This window comes from Salipaludibacillus keqinensis, assembly GCF_003226325.1.
In the GTDB taxonomy this organism is placed as follows: domain Bacteria; phylum Bacillota; class Bacilli; order Bacillales; family Salisediminibacteriaceae; genus Salipaludibacillus; species Salipaludibacillus keqinensis.
Window position 1 is genome coordinate 105,200 of record NZ_PDOD01000004.1, and the last position, 16,750, is coordinate 121,949.

A 16,750-nucleotide genomic window follows, 5' to 3' on the forward strand; every position below is an offset into this window, starting at 1 on the left:
CATCAATGATTGAACGTTATACACGTCCTGAAATGGGAGCCATTTGGACTGAGGAGAACCGATTTCAAGCTTGGCTTGAAGTGGAAATATTAGCTTGTGAAGCATGGGCTGAGTTAGGGGATATTCCAAAGGCAGATGTAGAGAAAATTCGTGAAAACGCGTCCTTTAATGTTGAGAGGATTCTTGAAATTGAAGCAGAAACTCGTCACGATGTGGTCGCGTTCACTCGTGCGGTTTCTGAGTCGCTCGGTGAAGAGCGCAAATGGGTGCATTACGGACTCACATCGACAGACGTCGTCGATACGGCTTTATCCTATTTGTTAAAGCAAGCCAATGAAATTATTGAGAAAGACTTGCTGAATTTTATAGAAATCCTTAAAAACAAAGCGATTGAACATAAAACAACGGTCATGATGGGGCGGACACACGGCGTGCATGCCGAACCGACGACGTTCGGATTGAAGCTTGCTCTGTGGTATGAAGAAATGAAACGTAACTTGGACCGTTTCCGGCAAGCTGCAGAGACCGTCAGATATGGAAAATTATCCGGTGCTGTCGGTACATATGCCAACATCAACCCAGCAGTTGAGAAGCATGTGTGTGAAGGTTTAGGACTTGAAGCATCACCAATCTCAACGCAAACATTGCAACGGGATCGCCATGCCCATTACGTTGGAACCCTTTCACTCATAGCCTCATCCATTGAGAAAATGGCTGTTGAAATTCGCGGATTGCAAAAAAGTGAAACGAGAGAAGTTGAAGAATTCTTTGCTAAGGGACAAAAAGGGTCTTCAGCCATGCCGCACAAACGAAATCCGATTGGTTCAGAGAACATGACTGGTCTTGCGAGAGTTCTACGGGGTCATATGGTAACGGCCTATGAAAATGTGGCTCTATGGCACGAACGAGACATTTCCCACTCTTCAGCGGAACGAATCATATTGCCAGACGCTACCATTGCGTTAAATTACATGTTGAATCGTTTTGGAAACATCGTTAAAAATTTAACCGTTTTTCCTGAAAACATGAAACGGAACATGACTCGGACATACGGATTAATCTATTCGCAACGTGTACTCTTATCGCTCATTGATAAAGGGATGGCAAGAGAAGAAGCGTATGATCTCGTACAGCCAAAAGCGATGGAAGCATGGGAGAAAGCCGTGCAATTCCGAACGCTTGTGGACGAAGATGCCCGCATCACCGATCATCTGTCTTCTGAAGAGTTAGATGACTGTTTCGATTATCACCATCATTTAAAACATGTGGATACGATATTTGACAAATTAGGCTTGAATGGATAGGAAAAAGAGAGCACCTGCACGTGCAGGTGCTAGATAGAAAATTGCCAATATTCGGATTTTAACTTACAGGAGGCGGCTCTGTTGGAGAAAAAAGGTTGTTTGTATGAAGGAAAAGCAAAACGAATTTATGAAACAGAAAAACCTGAAGTATTGTGGGTCGAGTACAAAGATGACGCTACGGCATTTAACGGTGAGAAAAAAGAAACTCTCCTTGGAAAGGGACGCTTAAATAACGAAATCAGTTCGCTGATTTTTTCTACGCTTGCGAAACAAGGCGTTAAGAGTCACTTCATTGAACGTCTATCTGAAACAGAACAGCTGATTCGGCGAGTGACGATTATCCCGATTGAGGTGGTTGTTCGTAACGTGGCCGCAGGAAGTTTAGTTAAGCGTTTAGGGTTTACTCGCGGCGAGACATTCCATAAACCAATTGTAGAATTATATTATAAAGACGATGAGCTGGGCGATCCATTGATGAACGAGGAGCACATCCAGGCGCTGCAACTAGCAACACCTGATGAAATCCAGACGATGAAAGAAAAGGCGTTAGCCGTAAATGAACAGCTGATTGAGCTATTTAAACGAATCGACGTCCAGCTGATTGACTTTAAACTGGAATTTGGCCGCGATACCTCGGGAAATGTCCTATTAGCAGATGAAATTTCACCAGATACATGCAGGCTTTGGGATATAAAAACAGGAGAATCGTTTGATAAAGATTTGTTCCGTTTTCAGCAAGGGAACTTGCAAGAGGGGTATGAAACTATTTTTAACAGACTGGGAGGACAAGCATAATGACTTACGAAGTAAAAGTATATGTGACGTTAAAAGAAGGGGTATTGGACCCACAAGGATCAGCTGTAAAAAATTCGCTCCATCATCTCGGGTTCGGAGGAGTAGAAGATGTACGAATCGGAAAAGTTATGTCCCTTCGTATGGAAGCGACTGAAGATACGATCGATAACCAGGTGAAAGAAATGTGCGATAAACTGTTGGCTAATCCCGTAATTGAAGATTATAGCTACGAAACTGAGGAGGTTGTCTCTTCATGAAATTCGCTGTCATCGTCTTTCCAGGTTCCAACTGTGATTTAGATATGTATCACGCCATTCAGGATGAACTGGAGGAAGAGGTCTCATATGTTTGGCATGACGAAACGAGTTTAGAAGGATTTGACGCCATTCTTCTTCCTGGTGGGTTCTCCTATGGAGACTACCTTCGATCTGGAGCGATTGCAAAATTTTCGCCGATCATGAAAGCTGTGAAAGAAGCAGCCAATGTAGGCAAACCCATCCTTGGCGTGTGCAATGGTTTTCAAGTTTTGCTTGAAGCAGGGTTACTTCCAGGAGCGATGCGCCGGAATGAGAAGCTGACGTTTATTTGTAAGCAAGTAGGTCTTAAGGTGAAGAATCAAAAGACGATGTTTACAAATAGTTATGGGGAAGGTGAAACAATCACGATCCCTGTGGCTCACGGAGACGGAAACTATTACTGCGACGAACAGACACTGGATCGATTAAAGAAAAATAATCAAGTGGTTTTCACTTACAGCGAAAATATCAATGGATCAATAGAAGATATCGCAGGAATTACGAACGAACAAGGAAATGTTCTTGGTATGATGCCTCACCCCGAGCGGGCAGTCGATATTTTGTTAGGATCAGCAGACGGTTTGAAATTATTTCAATCAATTGTGAAGCATTGGAGGAAACAGCATGCAATTACTACATGAACCATCACCATCCATGATTAAACAAGAGAAAGTGTACAAAGAAATGGGTGTTAGTGATCAAGAGTTTCAAATGATTGAAGACATTTTAGGCAGGTTGCCGAACTACACAGAATTAGGCCTCTTCTCCGTCATGTGGTCAGAGCACTGTAGTTATAAAAACTCTAAAGTCCTGTTGAAAAAATTTCCGACCACTGGTGAAAAGGTGTTACAAGGACCTGGTGAAGGGGCAGGAATTATCGATATTGGAGACGACCAAGCAGTCGTTTTCAAAATTGAAAGTCATAATCATCCGTCTGCGATTGAGCCTTATGAAGGAGCAGCAACAGGCGTCGGCGGCATTATTCGTGACGTCTTTTCCATGGGCGCCCGTCCTGTTGCGTTATTGAATTCCCTTCGTTTCGGTGAACTGAAAAATCCGCGAGTGAAATATATTTTTGAAGGTGTTGTAGCAGGTATTGCTGGCTACGGAAATTGCATTGGTATTCCAACGGTCGGGGGCGAAGTACAATTCGACTCTTGTTACGAAGGAAACCCTCTTGTTAACGCCATGTGCGTTGGGTTGATTGATCATAAAGATATTCAAAAAGGTCAAGCTAAAGGAGTAGGGAACCCGGTTTTATATGTAGGGGCAAGCACAGGTCGTGATGGAATTCACGGAGCTACTTTTGCCTCGGAAGAGCTAAGTGATGAGTCAGAAGCGAAACGGCCAGCTGTCCAAGTAGGTGATCCATTTATGGAAAAGCTGCTAGTTGAAGCATGTCTTGAAGCAACGAAACATCCGAAATTAGTCGGTATTCAAGATATGGGGGCTGCCGGTTTAACCTCGTCCTCCGCTGAGATGGCTAGTAAGGCAGGGTCTGGGATCGAAATGAATTTAGATGAGGTTCCTCAGCGCGAAAAAGCGATGACACCGTATGAAATGATGTTGTCTGAATCTCAAGAGCGAATGCTTCTTGTTGTTGAACGGGGCAGTGAACAAGAATTTATTGACTTATTTGAAAAGTGGGGACTGAAGGCGAAAGAAGTGGGCCGCGTAACAGAAGGACATCGTTTGAAGCTGGTTCATCAAGGTGAAACGGTAGCAGACGTTCCAGTCGATGCATTGGCAGAAGAGGCTCCCGTCTATCACCAACCTTCGAAAGAACCAGCTTACTTTCAACAATTTCAACAACAGGCGGGCTATCGTCCTGAAGTATCAGATTACGGAAAAACATTCAAAGATTTACTTCAACAACTGACGATCGCCAGTAAAGAATGGGTTTATGAACAATACGATTATATGGTACGAACGAGTACCGTGGTTGCTCCTGGATCTGACGCGGCAGTGATAAGAATTCGTGACACTGAAAAAGCGTTAGCGATGACAACGGATTGTAACTCTCGTTATATCTATTTAGACCCCTATGAAGGTGGAAAGCTTGCCGTTGCGGAAGCTGCGAGAAACCTTGTCTGCTCCGGTGCAGAACCACTTGGGGTGACTGATTGTTTAAATTATGGGAATCCAGAAAAGCCTGAAATTTTTTGGCAATTGGAACGATCTACCGACGGATTAAGTGAAGCCTGTGACGTGTTAGCTACACCGGTTATCGGGGGAAATGTATCTTTATATAATGAAACAGCGAAAGGTGCCATCTACCCGACACCCGTCATTGGGATGGTAGGTCTGATTCATAAACTAGAGCATATTACGAAACAGTCAATGAAAGAAGCGGGCGATGTGATTTACCTTCTCGGAGAAGCAAAGCCAGAGTTTTCGGGGAGTGAATTGCAAAAGTTGACCGAAGGAACAATCTTCGGACCTTCTCCTGCGATCGATTTAGAAGTAGAAAAATTACGGCAATCACAAGTGCTTCAAGCGATTCAGGCGGGCACGATTCAGTCTGCACATGATTTATCAGAAGGTGGATTTCTCATTGCTTTGGCGGAAAAAGCCTTTGGAACTTCATTAGGAGCAGAGGTGACGATAGATGATTCCGATGTCTTGGCAGCCTTTTTCAGTGAATCACCGTCACGTTACATTCTTACTGTGAAGAAAAATCAGCAAGAGCAGTTTGAAAACTTGATTCCAGAAGCGAAAGCAATTGGAACCGTCACAGATACAGCAACGATTAAAGTGACAGACAAACAGGGTCATACCCTGATCAACGAACGCGTTCAGCCATTAGAGGATGCGTGGAGAGGTGCCATTTCATGTTACCTGAAATCAAAGGATTAAATGAAGAGTGTGGAGTTTTCGGAGTATGGGGGCACGTAGACGCCTCCCATATTACGTATTACGGATTACACAGCTTACAACACCGTGGACAAGAGGGAGCAGGAATTGTCGTTAGTGATCGAGAGAAATTAAAAATCCATAAAGGGATGGGTCTCGTCAATGAAGTGTTCAACCCGGATATTTTAGATAGTTTGAGTGGAACGGGAGCGATCGGCCACGTTCGGTATACAACAGCTGGAAACAGTGACTTTATTAATTGTCAGCCACTCCAGTTCAACTCCCAGACAGGCAGCCTTGCCTTGGCTCATAACGGAAACCTTGTGAATGCGACGGCGTTGAAGCGTCAATTGGAGCATCAAGGAAGCATTTTTCAAACGACGTCTGATACAGAAGTAATTGCTCATTTAATTAAACGGAGCGGCTATCCGGATATCAAAGATTCAGTGAAAAATGCTCTAACAATGGTCAAGGGAGCTTATGCTTTGGCGGTTCTTGTAGAAGATTTCATGATGGTAGCGCTCGATCCGAACGGGCTTCGTCCATTGTCGATTGGGAAGTTGGGAGATGCTTATGTTGTATCTTCTGAAACGTGTGCCTTTGATATTGTTGGCGCAGAATTTGTACGGGAAGTTCATCCAGGCGAGTTGATAACGATCGATGATGAAGGACTCCATATTGAAGAGTTCTCTCCATCCACAAAGCGAACCATTTGTTCGATGGAATATGTGTATTTTGCACGTCCAGATAGCAATGTGGAAGAAATCAACGTTCACGCAGCTAGAAAAAATCTTGGTAAACAGTTAGCGATCGAGTCTCCTATTGAGGCAGATGTCGTCACCGGTGTTCCGGATTCCAGTATTTCAGCCGCGATCGGTTATGCAGAAGAAGCAGGCATTCCTTATGAGTTAGGCTTGATCAAAAATCGTTATGTAGGCAGGACTTTCATTCAGCCCTCTCAAGCTTTAAGAGAGCAAGGGGTGAAAATGAAGTTGTCAGCCGTCCGAGGCGTGGTGGAAGGGAAACGAGTGGTTATGATCGATGATTCCATCGTGAGAGGCACGACGGCACGTCGAATCGTCAAATTACTTCGAGAAGCAGGGGCGAAAGAAGTTCATGTGCGTATAAGCTCTCCACCAATTATTAATCCATGTTACTACGGCATTGATACGTCTACGAAAGGTGAATTAATTGCCTCCACGAAAAGTCAGCAAGAGATTTGTGATGAAATGGGCGCCGATTCGTTGTCATATTTAAGTGTCAATGGGTTGATGAGTGGGATTGGCAGACCAGACACCATGGAGAACTGTGGACAGTGTCTAGCCTGTTTTACCGGACAATACCCGACAGACATTTATCCAGAAACAGATCACCCTTACGATAAAGTACTAGGAGGGAAATAACGTGTCAAAAGCATATGAATCGGCAGGTGTGAATATCGAAGCAGGTTATGAAGGTGTTCGGCGTATGGAAAAACATGTGAAATCCACGTTTCGTAAGGAAGTGATCGGTGGTCTCGGCGGATTCGGTGGCTTGTTTGATTTGTCTCAGCTGAATTTGAAAGAGCCCGTGTTAGTATCTGGCACGGATGGTGTTGGAACGAAGTTGATGATTGCTCAAGAGATTAACAAGCATGACACGATCGGCATTGACGCTGTCGCCATGTGTGTGAACGATATCGTCGTTCAAGGGGCTTCACCGTTGTTTTTCTTAGATTATTTAGCCCTTGGAAAAAACGATCCTGAGCAAGTAGAACAGATTGTGGCCGGTGTCGCGGAAGGTTGTCGGCAATCAGGATGCGCTCTAATAGGTGGAGAAACCGCAGAGATGCCTGGATTATATGATGAAAAAGAATACGACGTCGCCGGATTTGTCGTTGGTGCGGCGGAAAAGAGTCAACTTTGGGGAGCCGATCGAGTAAATGATGGAGATGTTCTCATTGGTCTTCCGTCAAGCGGCGTCCACAGTAATGGCTTTTCTTTAGTACGAAAAATCGTGAAGGAAACGGGTTTGGCTTGGGAAGATGTTGTAGGTTCGGCACAAGAGCTAACGCTCGGTGAGATGCTTATGACTCCCACAAAGATTTATGTGAAAGCATTACAGCCTTTTCTTGGTGGCGGACAGATTCAAGCGGCTGCCCACATTACCGGCGGCGGTCTTGTGGAGAATGTGCCACGAATGTTACCGGACGGATTAGCGGCGGAAATCCAGCTTGATCGGTGGGACATCCCCTATGTGTTTCAATGGTTGAAGGAAAACGGGACTTTAACCGAGGAAGATTTACTTGAAACGTTTAATATGGGGATCGGTCTCGTATTAGCGGTAAGGAACGAGGAAGTTGATTCAGTTTTAACAAAGCTGACAGAAGTGGGTGAAAGACCTGTGGAAATTGGACGAGTCATCGAAGGTACTGGAGTCCAATTCGAAGGAGCGTTGAAACGATGGTGAAGATAGCCGTATTTGCTTCAGGAAGTGGAAGCAACTTTCAATCGATAGTTGAATCGGCGGAACAGAAGAAGATTGATGCGTCGGTAGATTTGCTTGTTTGTGACAAAAAAGACGCCTATGTGTTAACTCGCGCTGACAAACACTGCATTCCTGTTTTTTCATTCTCAGCAAAGGATTACTCTTCTAAGGAGATGTTTGAAAAAGAGATCGTAGCTGAGCTTCAACGCCGAGATATTGAACTAATAGTATTAGCCGGCTATATGAGACTCGTTGGACCGACCCTTTTACGGGAATATGAAGGACGAATCATCAACATTCATCCTTCCTTGCTTCCTGCTTTCCCAGGCCTTGATGCGATCGGACAAGCGTTTACAGCCCAAGTGAAAATTTCAGGAGTGACGATTCATTTTGTTGATGAAGGAATGGATACGGGTCCAATCATTGCCCAAGAACCTGTTAGAATAGAAGAGACGGATACGAAAGAAGATGTACAGAAGAAAATTCAATCAGTCGAACATCAGTTGTATCCAACGACAATTCAACATGTGATCTCACAATTACAGAGGAGCGTGAATTAGGTGAAGAAACGAGCATTAGTCAGTGTGTCCGATAAACAAGGAATAGTTCCCTTCGTACAAGAGCTAGAAAAGATGGGTGTTGAAGTGATCTCGACCGGGGGAACAAAGCGTGAATTAGAACAAGCTGGAGTGAACGTCATCGGGATCGAGGACGTGACAGGCTTTCCAGAAATGATGGACGGCCGAGTGAAAACGTTGCACCCAAATATCCACGGTGGTCTTCTTGGTGTTCGTGATAACGACGAACATATGGATGCTCTCAAGCAACAAGGAATTGGCTTAATCGATTTTGTTGTGGTTAATTTATATCCGTTCCAAGCAACGATTGAAAAACCAGAATCGACGTTCACTGATGCGATTGAAAACATTGATATCGGTGGTCCTTCGATGATTCGATCAGCTGCGAAAAATCACAATGATGTGGCAATAATTGTTGATACAGCCGATTACGATGTAGTGTTGCAAGAATTAAAAGATTTCGATGGGGAGTTGTCCGGTGAGCGGAAAAGAAAGCTTGCTGCCAAAGCTTTTCGTCATACAGCGGCATATGACGCGTTAATTGGCGAATATTTAACGAAGCAGACGGGAGAAGATGCACCTGAGAAATTGACGATTACATATAACTTGAAACAAATGCTTCGCTATGGGGAGAACCCACATCAGCTGGCTGCCTTTTACGAGCGCCCGCTAGGAAACCCCGTGTCCATTTCCAGGGCGGAACAGCTTCACGGAAAAGAACTTTCCTATAATAATATTAACGATGCTGATGCTGCATTAGCTGTGATTCGTGACTTCAATGGTCCGGCAGTCGCGGCCATTAAACACATGAACCCTTGTGGTGTTGGGATTGGCGAAACCATTTTTGATGCGTATACAAAAGCTTATGAAGCAGACCCTATGTCAATCTTCGGGGGAATTGTGGCTTGTAACCGGGAAGTGGATGAAGAGACAGCCTTGAAAATGAAAGAGATCTTCTTGGAAATTGTCATTGCTCCAAGTTTTTCGAAAGAGGCACTGGCTGTCTTGACTGAAAAGAAAAATTTGCGCTTGTTAACAGTAAATTTATCTAAAAATGAACCTTCAGAACAAAGAATCACCACGGTTTCTGGCGGGGCGCTTATGCAGGAAACGGACACACTTAGCTACGAAGATGTGGAAGTGACGATCCCAACGGACCGTAAACCTTCTGATAACGAGTTGGAACAAATTAAAATGGCTTGGAAAGTGGTCAAACACGTAAAGTCGAATGCGATCGTATTGGCTAAAGCTGATCAAACGATCGGCGTAGGTGCAGGCCAGATGAATCGTGTTGGAGCGGCGAAGATTGCCATTGAGCAAGCAGGCGATAAAGCGAACGGTGCGGTGATGGCATCTGATGCGTTCTTCCCAATGAGCGACACAGTAGAAACAGCAGGTAAAGCAGGTATTCGCTGCATTATTCAACCAGGTGGATCGAAGCGTGATCAAGAATCAATTGATATGGCAAATGAGTATGGTATTGCCATGGTGTTTACTGGTGTCAGACACTTTAAACATTAATCAGTAAGGGGTGGAGAACGGCATGAAAGTTTTGATAATAGGCAGCGGTGGGCGCGAACATGCTTTAGCATGGGCATTTGCTCGGTCTGAGCAAGTAACGGAAGTGTTAGTTGCACCGGGAAGCGACGCCATCGATGATGAACCAGGTTGCAGATCGGTAAATGTTCAGGAAAATGATCATGCCGGCTTAATTTCTTTAGCTAAAAATGAAGCGGTAGATCTTACCATGGTCGGTCCTGAAGCTCCGCTCGTTGCGGGTCTTACAGATGATTTTCTAGGAGAAGGACTTTCGGTATTTGGTCCGACAAAGGCAGCCGCTCAGATTGAGGGCAGTAAGCAATTTGCGAAGGATATCATGAAGAAGTATGAGATCCCAACAGCTGAGTTTGAGTCGTTTACAGACCTTGATGAAGCGAAGGCTTATGTCAGTCGTGTAGGTGCACCGATTGTCGTGAAAGCAGACGGATTAGCTGCTGGCAAGGGAGTTGTCGTGGCTGAAACGGTTGATGAAGCATTGGACGCTCTTGATGATATGATGGCAGAAAAGAAATTTGGAGATGCAGGGGCTTCCGTAGTAATCGAGGAATGTTTGCGAGGCGAAGAATTGTCTTACATGGCCTTTGTTCACGGACGAACTGTGGTGCCGATGGTCACAGCCCAAGACCATAAGCGAGCATTTGAAGGGGACACTGGACCAAACACAGGTGGTATGGGTGCCTATTCCCCAGTCCCTCACTTAGATGGTGCTTGGTTGAAAGAAGCAGAAGAAAAGGTGCTTAGGCCAATGGCTGAAGCGATGGTTGAAGAAGGCGTTCCCTTTACTGGCATTTTGTACGGGGGATTAATGATCACTGAAAATGGTCCAAAAGTGATCGAGTTCAATGCTCGTTTCGGTGACCCGGAAACACAAGTCATTTTACCGCGATTACAATCAGATCTATTGGATGTAATCACTAGAGTGATGAACGACGAAGAAGTTTCACTAGACTGGTCAGAGGACGCATGTGTCGGTGTTGTGTTAGCTTCACAGGGCTATCCTGGAAGTTACAATAAAGGGACTAAGTTTGACCTTCCAGCTGTGACAGATGGTTCTAGACAGCGTTGGTATCATGCCGGTAGTAAGCGGCAGGGAGACGACTGGAAAACAAACGGTGGCCGTGTGTGCCTATTGTCTACTATGGCGCCTACACTAGGTAAAGCACTGGATGAGACATATGAGGTGCTCAATCGCAGTTCATGGGACGGATTATTTTATCGTAAAGATATTGCCCATAACTTAACGGGAAAAAATGTTTGATCTTGTAGTGTTGAGAGTTGTGTCGCTTAAAATAAATTAAAAAAGGACTGTCCTATAAGTCTATCCAATAGACGTGGGGGCAGCCCTTTTTTTCGTGGAAGAACGTTCCTGTTTCCGTTTGGAAAAAGCGGCACCGGAAATATCCGGCGCCGCTTTTTTGTTCCACAAGAGGGCTTTACCTTTTAGACAGTCCCTGCAGTCTAACACCGGTGGATTTACCAGCCGGTTCTTTTTAATCTTCTTTTTCTTCAAGCACGTTCTGCATGCGGTCAGGGTAGTCGGTGAAAAGGCCGGTGACACCCCAGTCGAGCAGGCGCTGCATATCTTCTTCTTCGTTAATGGTATAAACGTGAACCTCAAAGCCCTCGTCTAGCGCAGTTTGTACGAATGATTCATCAATGACTTCTGTACCGTCGTAGTACTCGAGGTGGAGCCCCAGGCCGACAGCGTACTCAGCAATATCAGCAAAGTCTTCTTCGGTCATGTCTTCCGGAGCAGGAGTGATGTCCAGCCACTCTTCCATTTCACCGGTTTCTTCATCAACTTCCCACCAGAGAAGTTGCACGAGTGGGATGGAGTCATTCAATTCGTTTATTTTTTCGAGGCTGTCCTGATGGAATGACTGAATAAGGACGTTGCCTGCTTCATCAAAGCCGTATTCTTCGACCAGTTCCACCAAAGGCTCTTCCATATCCTCATTCAAATAGGTGGATTTTGTTTCGATATAATAGTTCTCGGCTTCCCCGAATTCATCAAAAATTTCTTCGAGTGTGAGAATTTCCACTCCTTCAAAGCTTTCATCAGCCTGGTCCGGATATTCTTCGTTAAACCAGGAACCAGCGTCGAGCTCTTTCAGCTCCTCGAGCGTATGGTCGCCGATTTCGCCTTCCCCGTCTGTCGTACGGTCGATTTCATCATCGTGAAAAGCAACGAGTTCTCCATCAGCGGTCATCTGAATGTCCAGTTCAAGCCAGTCAGCATCCATTTCAATAGCTTTTTCAAGTGCTGGCATTGTCTGTTCAGGAGCGTGCCCACTTGCTCCGCGGTGGGCAATGACAGCTGCTTGACCGTCCTCTTTCTCTGAAGACTCGTCATTCATTCCGGTCTCTTCCGAATTGTCTGCTTCCTGTTCATTGTTAGCTTCGTTGTTTTCCGGTTCTTCTTCTGCAACGCCGTTGTTCTGGTTGTTGTTTACATCTGTCTGTTCGTCAGACTCTGTACCGCAACCAGTAAGAAAAATCGCTGCTGCGGCGGTTAAATAATACTTTTTCATCAAATCTCTCCTCTTTTTCTGTTGTTGTAAGTATTTCTGCTGGGGGGAAGGCCCGCAGAGTAGTATATCAGACTCAGAGAATCATTCAAATGGATGAGAATACCATATTATGAAGTTTCACTATATAGTAGTGATGTTGTTGGATCGCATAGAACTGCAATTAGTTGGTATAGAAATCAAGTTACAGCGGATAGAGTTGCAATTACACTGTATAGAAGATGGATTCGTTCGTATAACAATATTCGACGAGTTGCGCCACCGCCCCGGAAACGACAATATTCTCTAGATTCTTCCTTTATTATTCCTTGTACAATACTTGAACGTAGCATATAATTACAAGTGAAAGTCCTTTCAAAAAATATGCCTGAAGCATTGTTATGCAAGTAATTGAACAGTTTTTCTTATGCATGGAAAAACTTTTTTAAAATAAAACCACTTTCTTACGATAATGCGAGAAAGTGAAAAACAGTAAATAGGTATAAACGAAATTTTAACGATATCTATGCTAAATATTCTGATTTTTCAAACATGAAAGAGAGGAGAGGGAATCATGGATCAACTAGAGAGAGAGATTTCTTCTTCAAAAGGAAGCTATGGGATGGTTTCTACCGCTTCTAAACAAGCGACAGAGGCAGGAGTAGAAATGCTGGAGAAAGGTGGGAACGCCATCGATGCAGCGGTGGCAGCCGCCTTTTGTTTAGGTGTTTCTGAGCCCCAAGCGTCAGGAATTGGGGGGCAGTCTATGGCGCTCGTAAGATTAGCGGACGAGAAGCGGATTTTTGCTCTCGACGGATCGTCCCGGGCACCCTTTTCATTACAACCAGCTAAAAATCCGAAAAAACCTATTAAATTAGGCCTTCGTTCGTCGACAGTCCCATCAACACCAGCTGCTCTAGGTTACTTGAATGAAACCTACGGAAATCTCCCTTTAGAAGAAGTTCTTGCTCCAGCCATTCGAGTGGCTGAAGAAGGATGTCCAGTGACGGAATTGATTCACCGGTTGCTAAAAAAAGAAGCTGAGCAGCTTCGTAAAGATAAGAAGATAAAACAAATATTTTTTAAAAACAATCGCCCAAAGAATGTTGGTGAAATAATTGTTCAACCTGAACTGGCTGAAACGATGCGGACGATGGCACGAGAAGGGTGGCGCGATTTCTATACTGGGAGAATTGCAGAAAAAATCGTTCAAGACATGGAAAAACGAAACGGCCTGATTTCTGCAGTGGATTTACACCAGATTCCCCTTCCCGTTGAAAGAGAAGTACTTGAAAGTTCGTATCGAGACTATGAGATCTTTACGTACCCTCCTCCGGGTGCTGGGAGAGTACTCGTTCAGATTTTAAATACATTAGAAGGGTTCCCTTCAGAAAATCTTGATCCTGATCAACCGATAGGGGCTGTCATTTCGGCGTTAGCTTTTCGGTTTGCGCTGAATTACCGGCAACGGATGCCGATGCATCCCGATCATTATTTGCAATCTGTGAACCAAATGATGGTGGACAAAGGGTATGCGCAAGAGATCATCAAGCGAATTAATGATATTTATAAATTTGCGTTAAAGGACACCTTTTTACCGCCACCAGTTGGAGGAGAAACGACGCATTTATCGGTCGTGGACCGAGATGGAAATGCTGTCGGGGTTACTCAGTCGATCGAATTGGTGTTTGGAAGTAAAACGATGGCCGATGGGCTCGGTTTCTTTTATAACAACTACATGAGTGCATTTGAGTACAAAAACATGGCTCACCCTTATTACTTACTTCCAGGAGGACGTCCATGGAGCAGCGTAGCCCCAGTCATTCTATTTAAAAAAGGGAAGCCTCAATATCTTCTCGGAAGTCCGGGGAGCAGCAGAATTTCCACGGCATTAGCTCAAGTGATTGTTCGTCTTGTGGACAAAGGGGAGTCATTGGAAGAAGCCATCTCGGCTCCTCGCTTTCACGCTTCGGATACGGGGGAATTACTCATAGAGAAGGAACGTTTTCATAAAGATGTTTATACAGCATTGGAATTATCGGCGTTCGATTTAAAGAAAAGGGACCCATACAGTTTTTACTTAGGGTGTGTGCAAGGAGTGCAATTACCAATCAAATGGCGTGAGTCGTTCAAGGGTGTAGCTGATCCAAGGCGAGACGGATCAGCTGAAGGACCGGCTGAAGAATAAGAAGCGTTAGATTTTAGTAAGGTGAACGAGCAGATTAAAGGGGTGGAGCATGCATGAAAATTGCAGTGGTGTATAACCGGGAAAGTCAAGCGGTCATAAATTTATTTGGAACACAAAATCGGGAGAAGTATGGTCTTGAAACGATCAAGATGATTCGCGAAGGGTTAATTTCTGGAGGTCATCAGGTAAAGACGTTTGAAGGAGATAAAAATCTGATTAAAAAGCTTGAAGAATTTATGCCGACCGTTATTTCTGGAGAACGACCTGGCCTTGTATTCAACTTGAGCTATGGGATTCAAGGAAGGGGCCGGTATATGCATGTTCCAGGTATGCTTGAAATGCTTGGTGTCCCTTATGTTGGTTCAGGACCAGAGACCCACGCCTTGGCGTTAGACAAAGTGGTAACAAAGATGATTTTGCTGCAACGAGGGTTGCCAACGCCTAAATTTACCGTTTTAGATACGCCCGACTCCCCGGTGACGGAAGATTTAAAGTATCCGCTTATCGTGAAACCAAAAGACGAAGCGGTGTCATTTGGGCTGAAAATCGTTTATGACGAAGAAGAGCTTCGTGAAGGTGTGAAAGTTATTTATGAAACGTATCATGCACCAACCCTTGTTGAAGAATATATTGAAGGAAGGGAAGTAAACGTCGGTTTACTCGGGAACAATCCTGTTCAAGCCCTTCCTCCGGTAGAATTAGAATTTGGTGATGGCCCGCAGATTTTTACTTACGAAGATAAAAAGAACAAAAGCGGTCGCACAGTTGAAAAAGTCTGTCCTGCTCCGCTGACAGAAGAAGAAACAGAAAAGATTCAGCAACTGGCTATCGATACGTTCAAAGCCTTGAACTGCTATGATACGGCCCGAGTCGATTTTCGAATTGATCGAGAAGGGAATCCTTATATTCTAGAAGTGAATTCCATGGCCAGTTTAGGTGCAGACGGATCCTTTGTTTACGCTGCCGACAAGATCGGCCTTGATTATAAGGATTTAATGAACCGAATTATTAATGTTACGTGTGAACGCTATTTCGGAGCTGGTTTTCTTGCCCCTACAGACGAAGAGTTGCAAAGTACGGAGGTCCGCCTTTTTAATCGTCTGACGAAAAAACGTAGCTTGATTGAAACCGATTTAAAGACATGGACTAATATCTCGAGCAGAACAGAAGACCCCGTCGGACTTAGCAGAATTCGTAAAAAACTGGAAGACCGGCTGACTAAATTAAGTTTGATCCCTGTGATGGAGTATACGAATGGACGATCAGCTTGGACATTTGAAACGAAGGCCGGGTTGAAGAACGGAACTCTTCTCGTTGTTCCAATAGATGTACCAGGTGACAGAACAGGATTTCCCATCCCATTCAGAACGGAGCAGGAGTGGCTTTACGGTGAAGGGATCGCCTCCAGTCGTGGTGGGATTGTCACGATGCTCAGTGCCCTCAATGCGTTAAAAGAGCAAAAGCTTTTGAATAAAAAGAACATTGGCGTGTTGTTTTATTCAGACGAAGGCAGAGGAATGCGCTACAGCTCGTCCACAATTCAAAAAGCTGCCAAAGAAGCAGCGGAAGTCATCATTCTCCAACCTGGTTTTACTGATGGAAAAGTGGTGGATCAGAGACGAGGAACGAAGCAATTCAGCTTGATTATCGAAGGAGACCCGATTCGAATTGGGAAAGAAACGGAATCGATTGATGTTCTCAGCTCATTCATTCAAAACGCTGAAAAGATTCAATCATTCAGTAACCGAAGAAAAAAACTTGCTGTAGCAGTTCAAGATGTACGCTCTGAACGGTATTCGGTATTAAAGCCTCACCGAGTTTACGCGACACTTTCCATTACGTATATTGATGAAAAGCTAGCATACGAAACAGAAATGGCGATTAGAGATTTATTTAAAGCCAACGCTAAAGGAGTGCGCACGAACATTGAAAAGTTAGTTGAGCGACCTCCACTTATTCGTCAAAAGAATGATCCAATGTTAGAAAGGTTAAAGGAATTAAGTGATAGATGGCAACTACCATTTGGAACAGAATCCAGCTTGTTGTCATCGGCAGCAGGAGAAGTGGGGAGAAGCACCCCTGCCGTTTGTGGATTTGCTCCAGCCAGTAAAGGACTCTATACACCAAACGAAAGTCTTCATCGAAGTGAACTGGTTCAACGCTCGCTGCTTCTAGCTTTATATCTTAACGGTGAATGAGGATG

At 44.5% G+C, this 16,750-nt stretch carries 13 protein-coding genes; 12 read left to right on the forward strand and 1 reads right to left on the reverse strand.

Going from position 1 to position 16,750, the window contains the following annotated elements:
- Positions 1 to 5 precede the first annotated feature (5 nt).
- The 10 genes from purB (at position 6) to purD (ending at position 11,110) form a co-directional block, all read left to right on the forward strand.
- On the forward strand, positions 6 to 1,304 hold the full coding sequence (gene purB / locus CR194_RS15475) for an adenylosuccinate lyase (protein WP_110610678.1): 1,299 nt from the start codon (positions 6 to 8) through the stop codon (positions 1,302 to 1,304).
- Positions 1,305 to 1,385: 81 nt separating this feature from the next.
- Entirely contained in the window at positions 1,386 to 2,099 is a 714-nt protein-coding gene (purC, locus tag CR194_RS15480) for a phosphoribosylaminoimidazolesuccinocarboxamide synthase (protein WP_110610680.1), read from the forward strand.
- Positions 2,099 to 2,356 carry a phosphoribosylformylglycinamidine synthase subunit PurS gene (gene purS, locus CR194_RS15485; protein WP_110610682.1) on the forward strand — a complete coding sequence of 86 codons (258 nt, stop codon included), beginning with the start codon at positions 2,099 to 2,101 and terminating at the stop codon, positions 2,354 to 2,356. The genes purC and purS overlap by 1 nt, the downstream gene beginning before the upstream one ends.
- Entirely contained in the window at positions 2,353 to 3,036 is a 684-nt protein-coding gene (purQ, locus tag CR194_RS15490) for a phosphoribosylformylglycinamidine synthase subunit PurQ (protein WP_110610684.1), read from the forward strand. Before purS ends, purQ begins: the two co-directional genes overlap by 4 nt.
- Complete coding sequence (gene purL, locus CR194_RS15495; RefSeq protein ID WP_110610686.1) at positions 3,020 to 5,251, forward strand: phosphoribosylformylglycinamidine synthase subunit PurL; 2,232 nt, start codon at positions 3,020 to 3,022, stop codon at positions 5,249 to 5,251. Before purQ ends, purL begins: the two co-directional genes overlap by 17 nt.
- A complete protein-coding gene (gene purF / locus CR194_RS15500; protein WP_110610688.1) occupies positions 5,227 to 6,651 on the forward strand; it encodes an amidophosphoribosyltransferase in 1,425 nt (474 codons plus the stop codon). Before purL ends, purF begins: the two co-directional genes overlap by 25 nt.
- Before the next feature lies 1 nt (position 6,652).
- The gene (purM, locus tag CR194_RS15505) at positions 6,653 to 7,696 is read left to right on the forward strand and encodes a phosphoribosylformylglycinamidine cyclo-ligase (RefSeq protein WP_110610690.1); all 1,044 of its coding nucleotides are present in this window, start codon (positions 6,653 to 6,655) and stop codon (positions 7,694 to 7,696) included.
- Entirely contained in the window at positions 7,690 to 8,274 is a 585-nt protein-coding gene (gene purN / locus CR194_RS15510) for a phosphoribosylglycinamide formyltransferase (protein ID WP_110610692.1), read from the forward strand. The genes purM and purN overlap by 7 nt, the downstream gene beginning before the upstream one ends.
- Positions 8,275 to 9,813: a bifunctional phosphoribosylaminoimidazolecarboxamide formyltransferase/IMP cyclohydrolase gene (gene purH / locus CR194_RS15515; protein ID WP_110610694.1), complete on the forward strand. Its 1,539-nt coding sequence runs from the start codon at positions 8,275 to 8,277 to the stop codon at positions 9,811 to 9,813.
- A gap of 22 nt (positions 9,814 to 9,835) precedes the next feature.
- Complete coding sequence (purD, locus tag CR194_RS15520) at positions 9,836 to 11,110, forward strand: phosphoribosylamine--glycine ligase (protein ID WP_110610696.1); 1,275 nt, start codon at positions 9,836 to 9,838, stop codon at positions 11,108 to 11,110.
- Positions 11,111 to 11,342: 232 nt separating this feature from the next.
- Here the strand turns inward: purD and CR194_RS15525 are convergent, their stop codons facing one another.
- Positions 11,343 to 12,383, reverse strand: coding sequence for a glycerophosphodiester phosphodiesterase family protein (locus tag CR194_RS15525; RefSeq protein ID WP_110610698.1), 1,041 nt, complete (start codon positions 12,381 to 12,383; stop codon positions 11,343 to 11,345).
- A gap of 550 nt (positions 12,384 to 12,933) precedes the next feature.
- Between CR194_RS15525 and CR194_RS15530 the strand changes: the two genes are divergently transcribed.
- Together CR194_RS15530 and CR194_RS15535 are read left to right on the forward strand one after the other, a co-directional pair.
- Entirely contained in the window at positions 12,934 to 14,547 is a 1,614-nt protein-coding gene (locus CR194_RS15530) for a gamma-glutamyltransferase family protein (protein ID WP_110610700.1), read from the forward strand.
- Between the two features lie 53 nt (positions 14,548 to 14,600).
- The gene (locus CR194_RS15535; RefSeq protein WP_110610702.1) at positions 14,601 to 16,745 is read left to right on the forward strand and encodes a M20/M25/M40 family metallo-hydrolase; all 2,145 of its coding nucleotides are present in this window, start codon (positions 14,601 to 14,603) and stop codon (positions 16,743 to 16,745) included.
- The last annotated feature ends 5 nt before the right edge of the window (positions 16,746 to 16,750 follow it).

Bases quoted from the DNA above. Each gene is read 5' to 3' on its own strand.
- purL (WP_110610686.1), top strand. From the start codon at position 3,020: ATGCAATTACTACATGAACCATCACCATCCATGATTAAACAAGAGAAA.
- CR194_RS15525 (WP_110610698.1), bottom strand. From the start codon at position 12,383: ATGAAAAAGTATTATTTAACCGCCGCAGCAGCGATTTTTCTTACTGGT.
- CR194_RS15535 (WP_110610702.1), top strand. From the start codon at position 14,601: ATGAAAATTGCAGTGGTGTATAACCGGGAAAGTCAAGCGGTCATAAAT.
- purF (WP_110610688.1), top strand. From the start codon at position 5,227: ATGTTACCTGAAATCAAAGGATTAAATGAAGAGTGTGGAGTTTTCGGA.
- purQ (WP_110610684.1), top strand. From the start codon at position 2,353: ATGAAATTCGCTGTCATCGTCTTTCCAGGTTCCAACTGTGATTTAGAT.
- purS (WP_110610682.1), top strand. From the start codon at position 2,099: ATGACTTACGAAGTAAAAGTATATGTGACGTTAAAAGAAGGGGTATTG.
- CR194_RS15530 (WP_110610700.1), top strand. From the start codon at position 12,934: ATGGATCAACTAGAGAGAGAGATTTCTTCTTCAAAAGGAAGCTATGGG.
- purD (WP_110610696.1), top strand. From the start codon at position 9,836: ATGAAAGTTTTGATAATAGGCAGCGGTGGGCGCGAACATGCTTTAGCA.
- purB (WP_110610678.1), top strand. From the start codon at position 6: ATGATTGAACGTTATACACGTCCTGAAATGGGAGCCATTTGGACTGAG.
- purN (WP_110610692.1), top strand. From the start codon at position 7,690: ATGGTGAAGATAGCCGTATTTGCTTCAGGAAGTGGAAGCAACTTTCAA.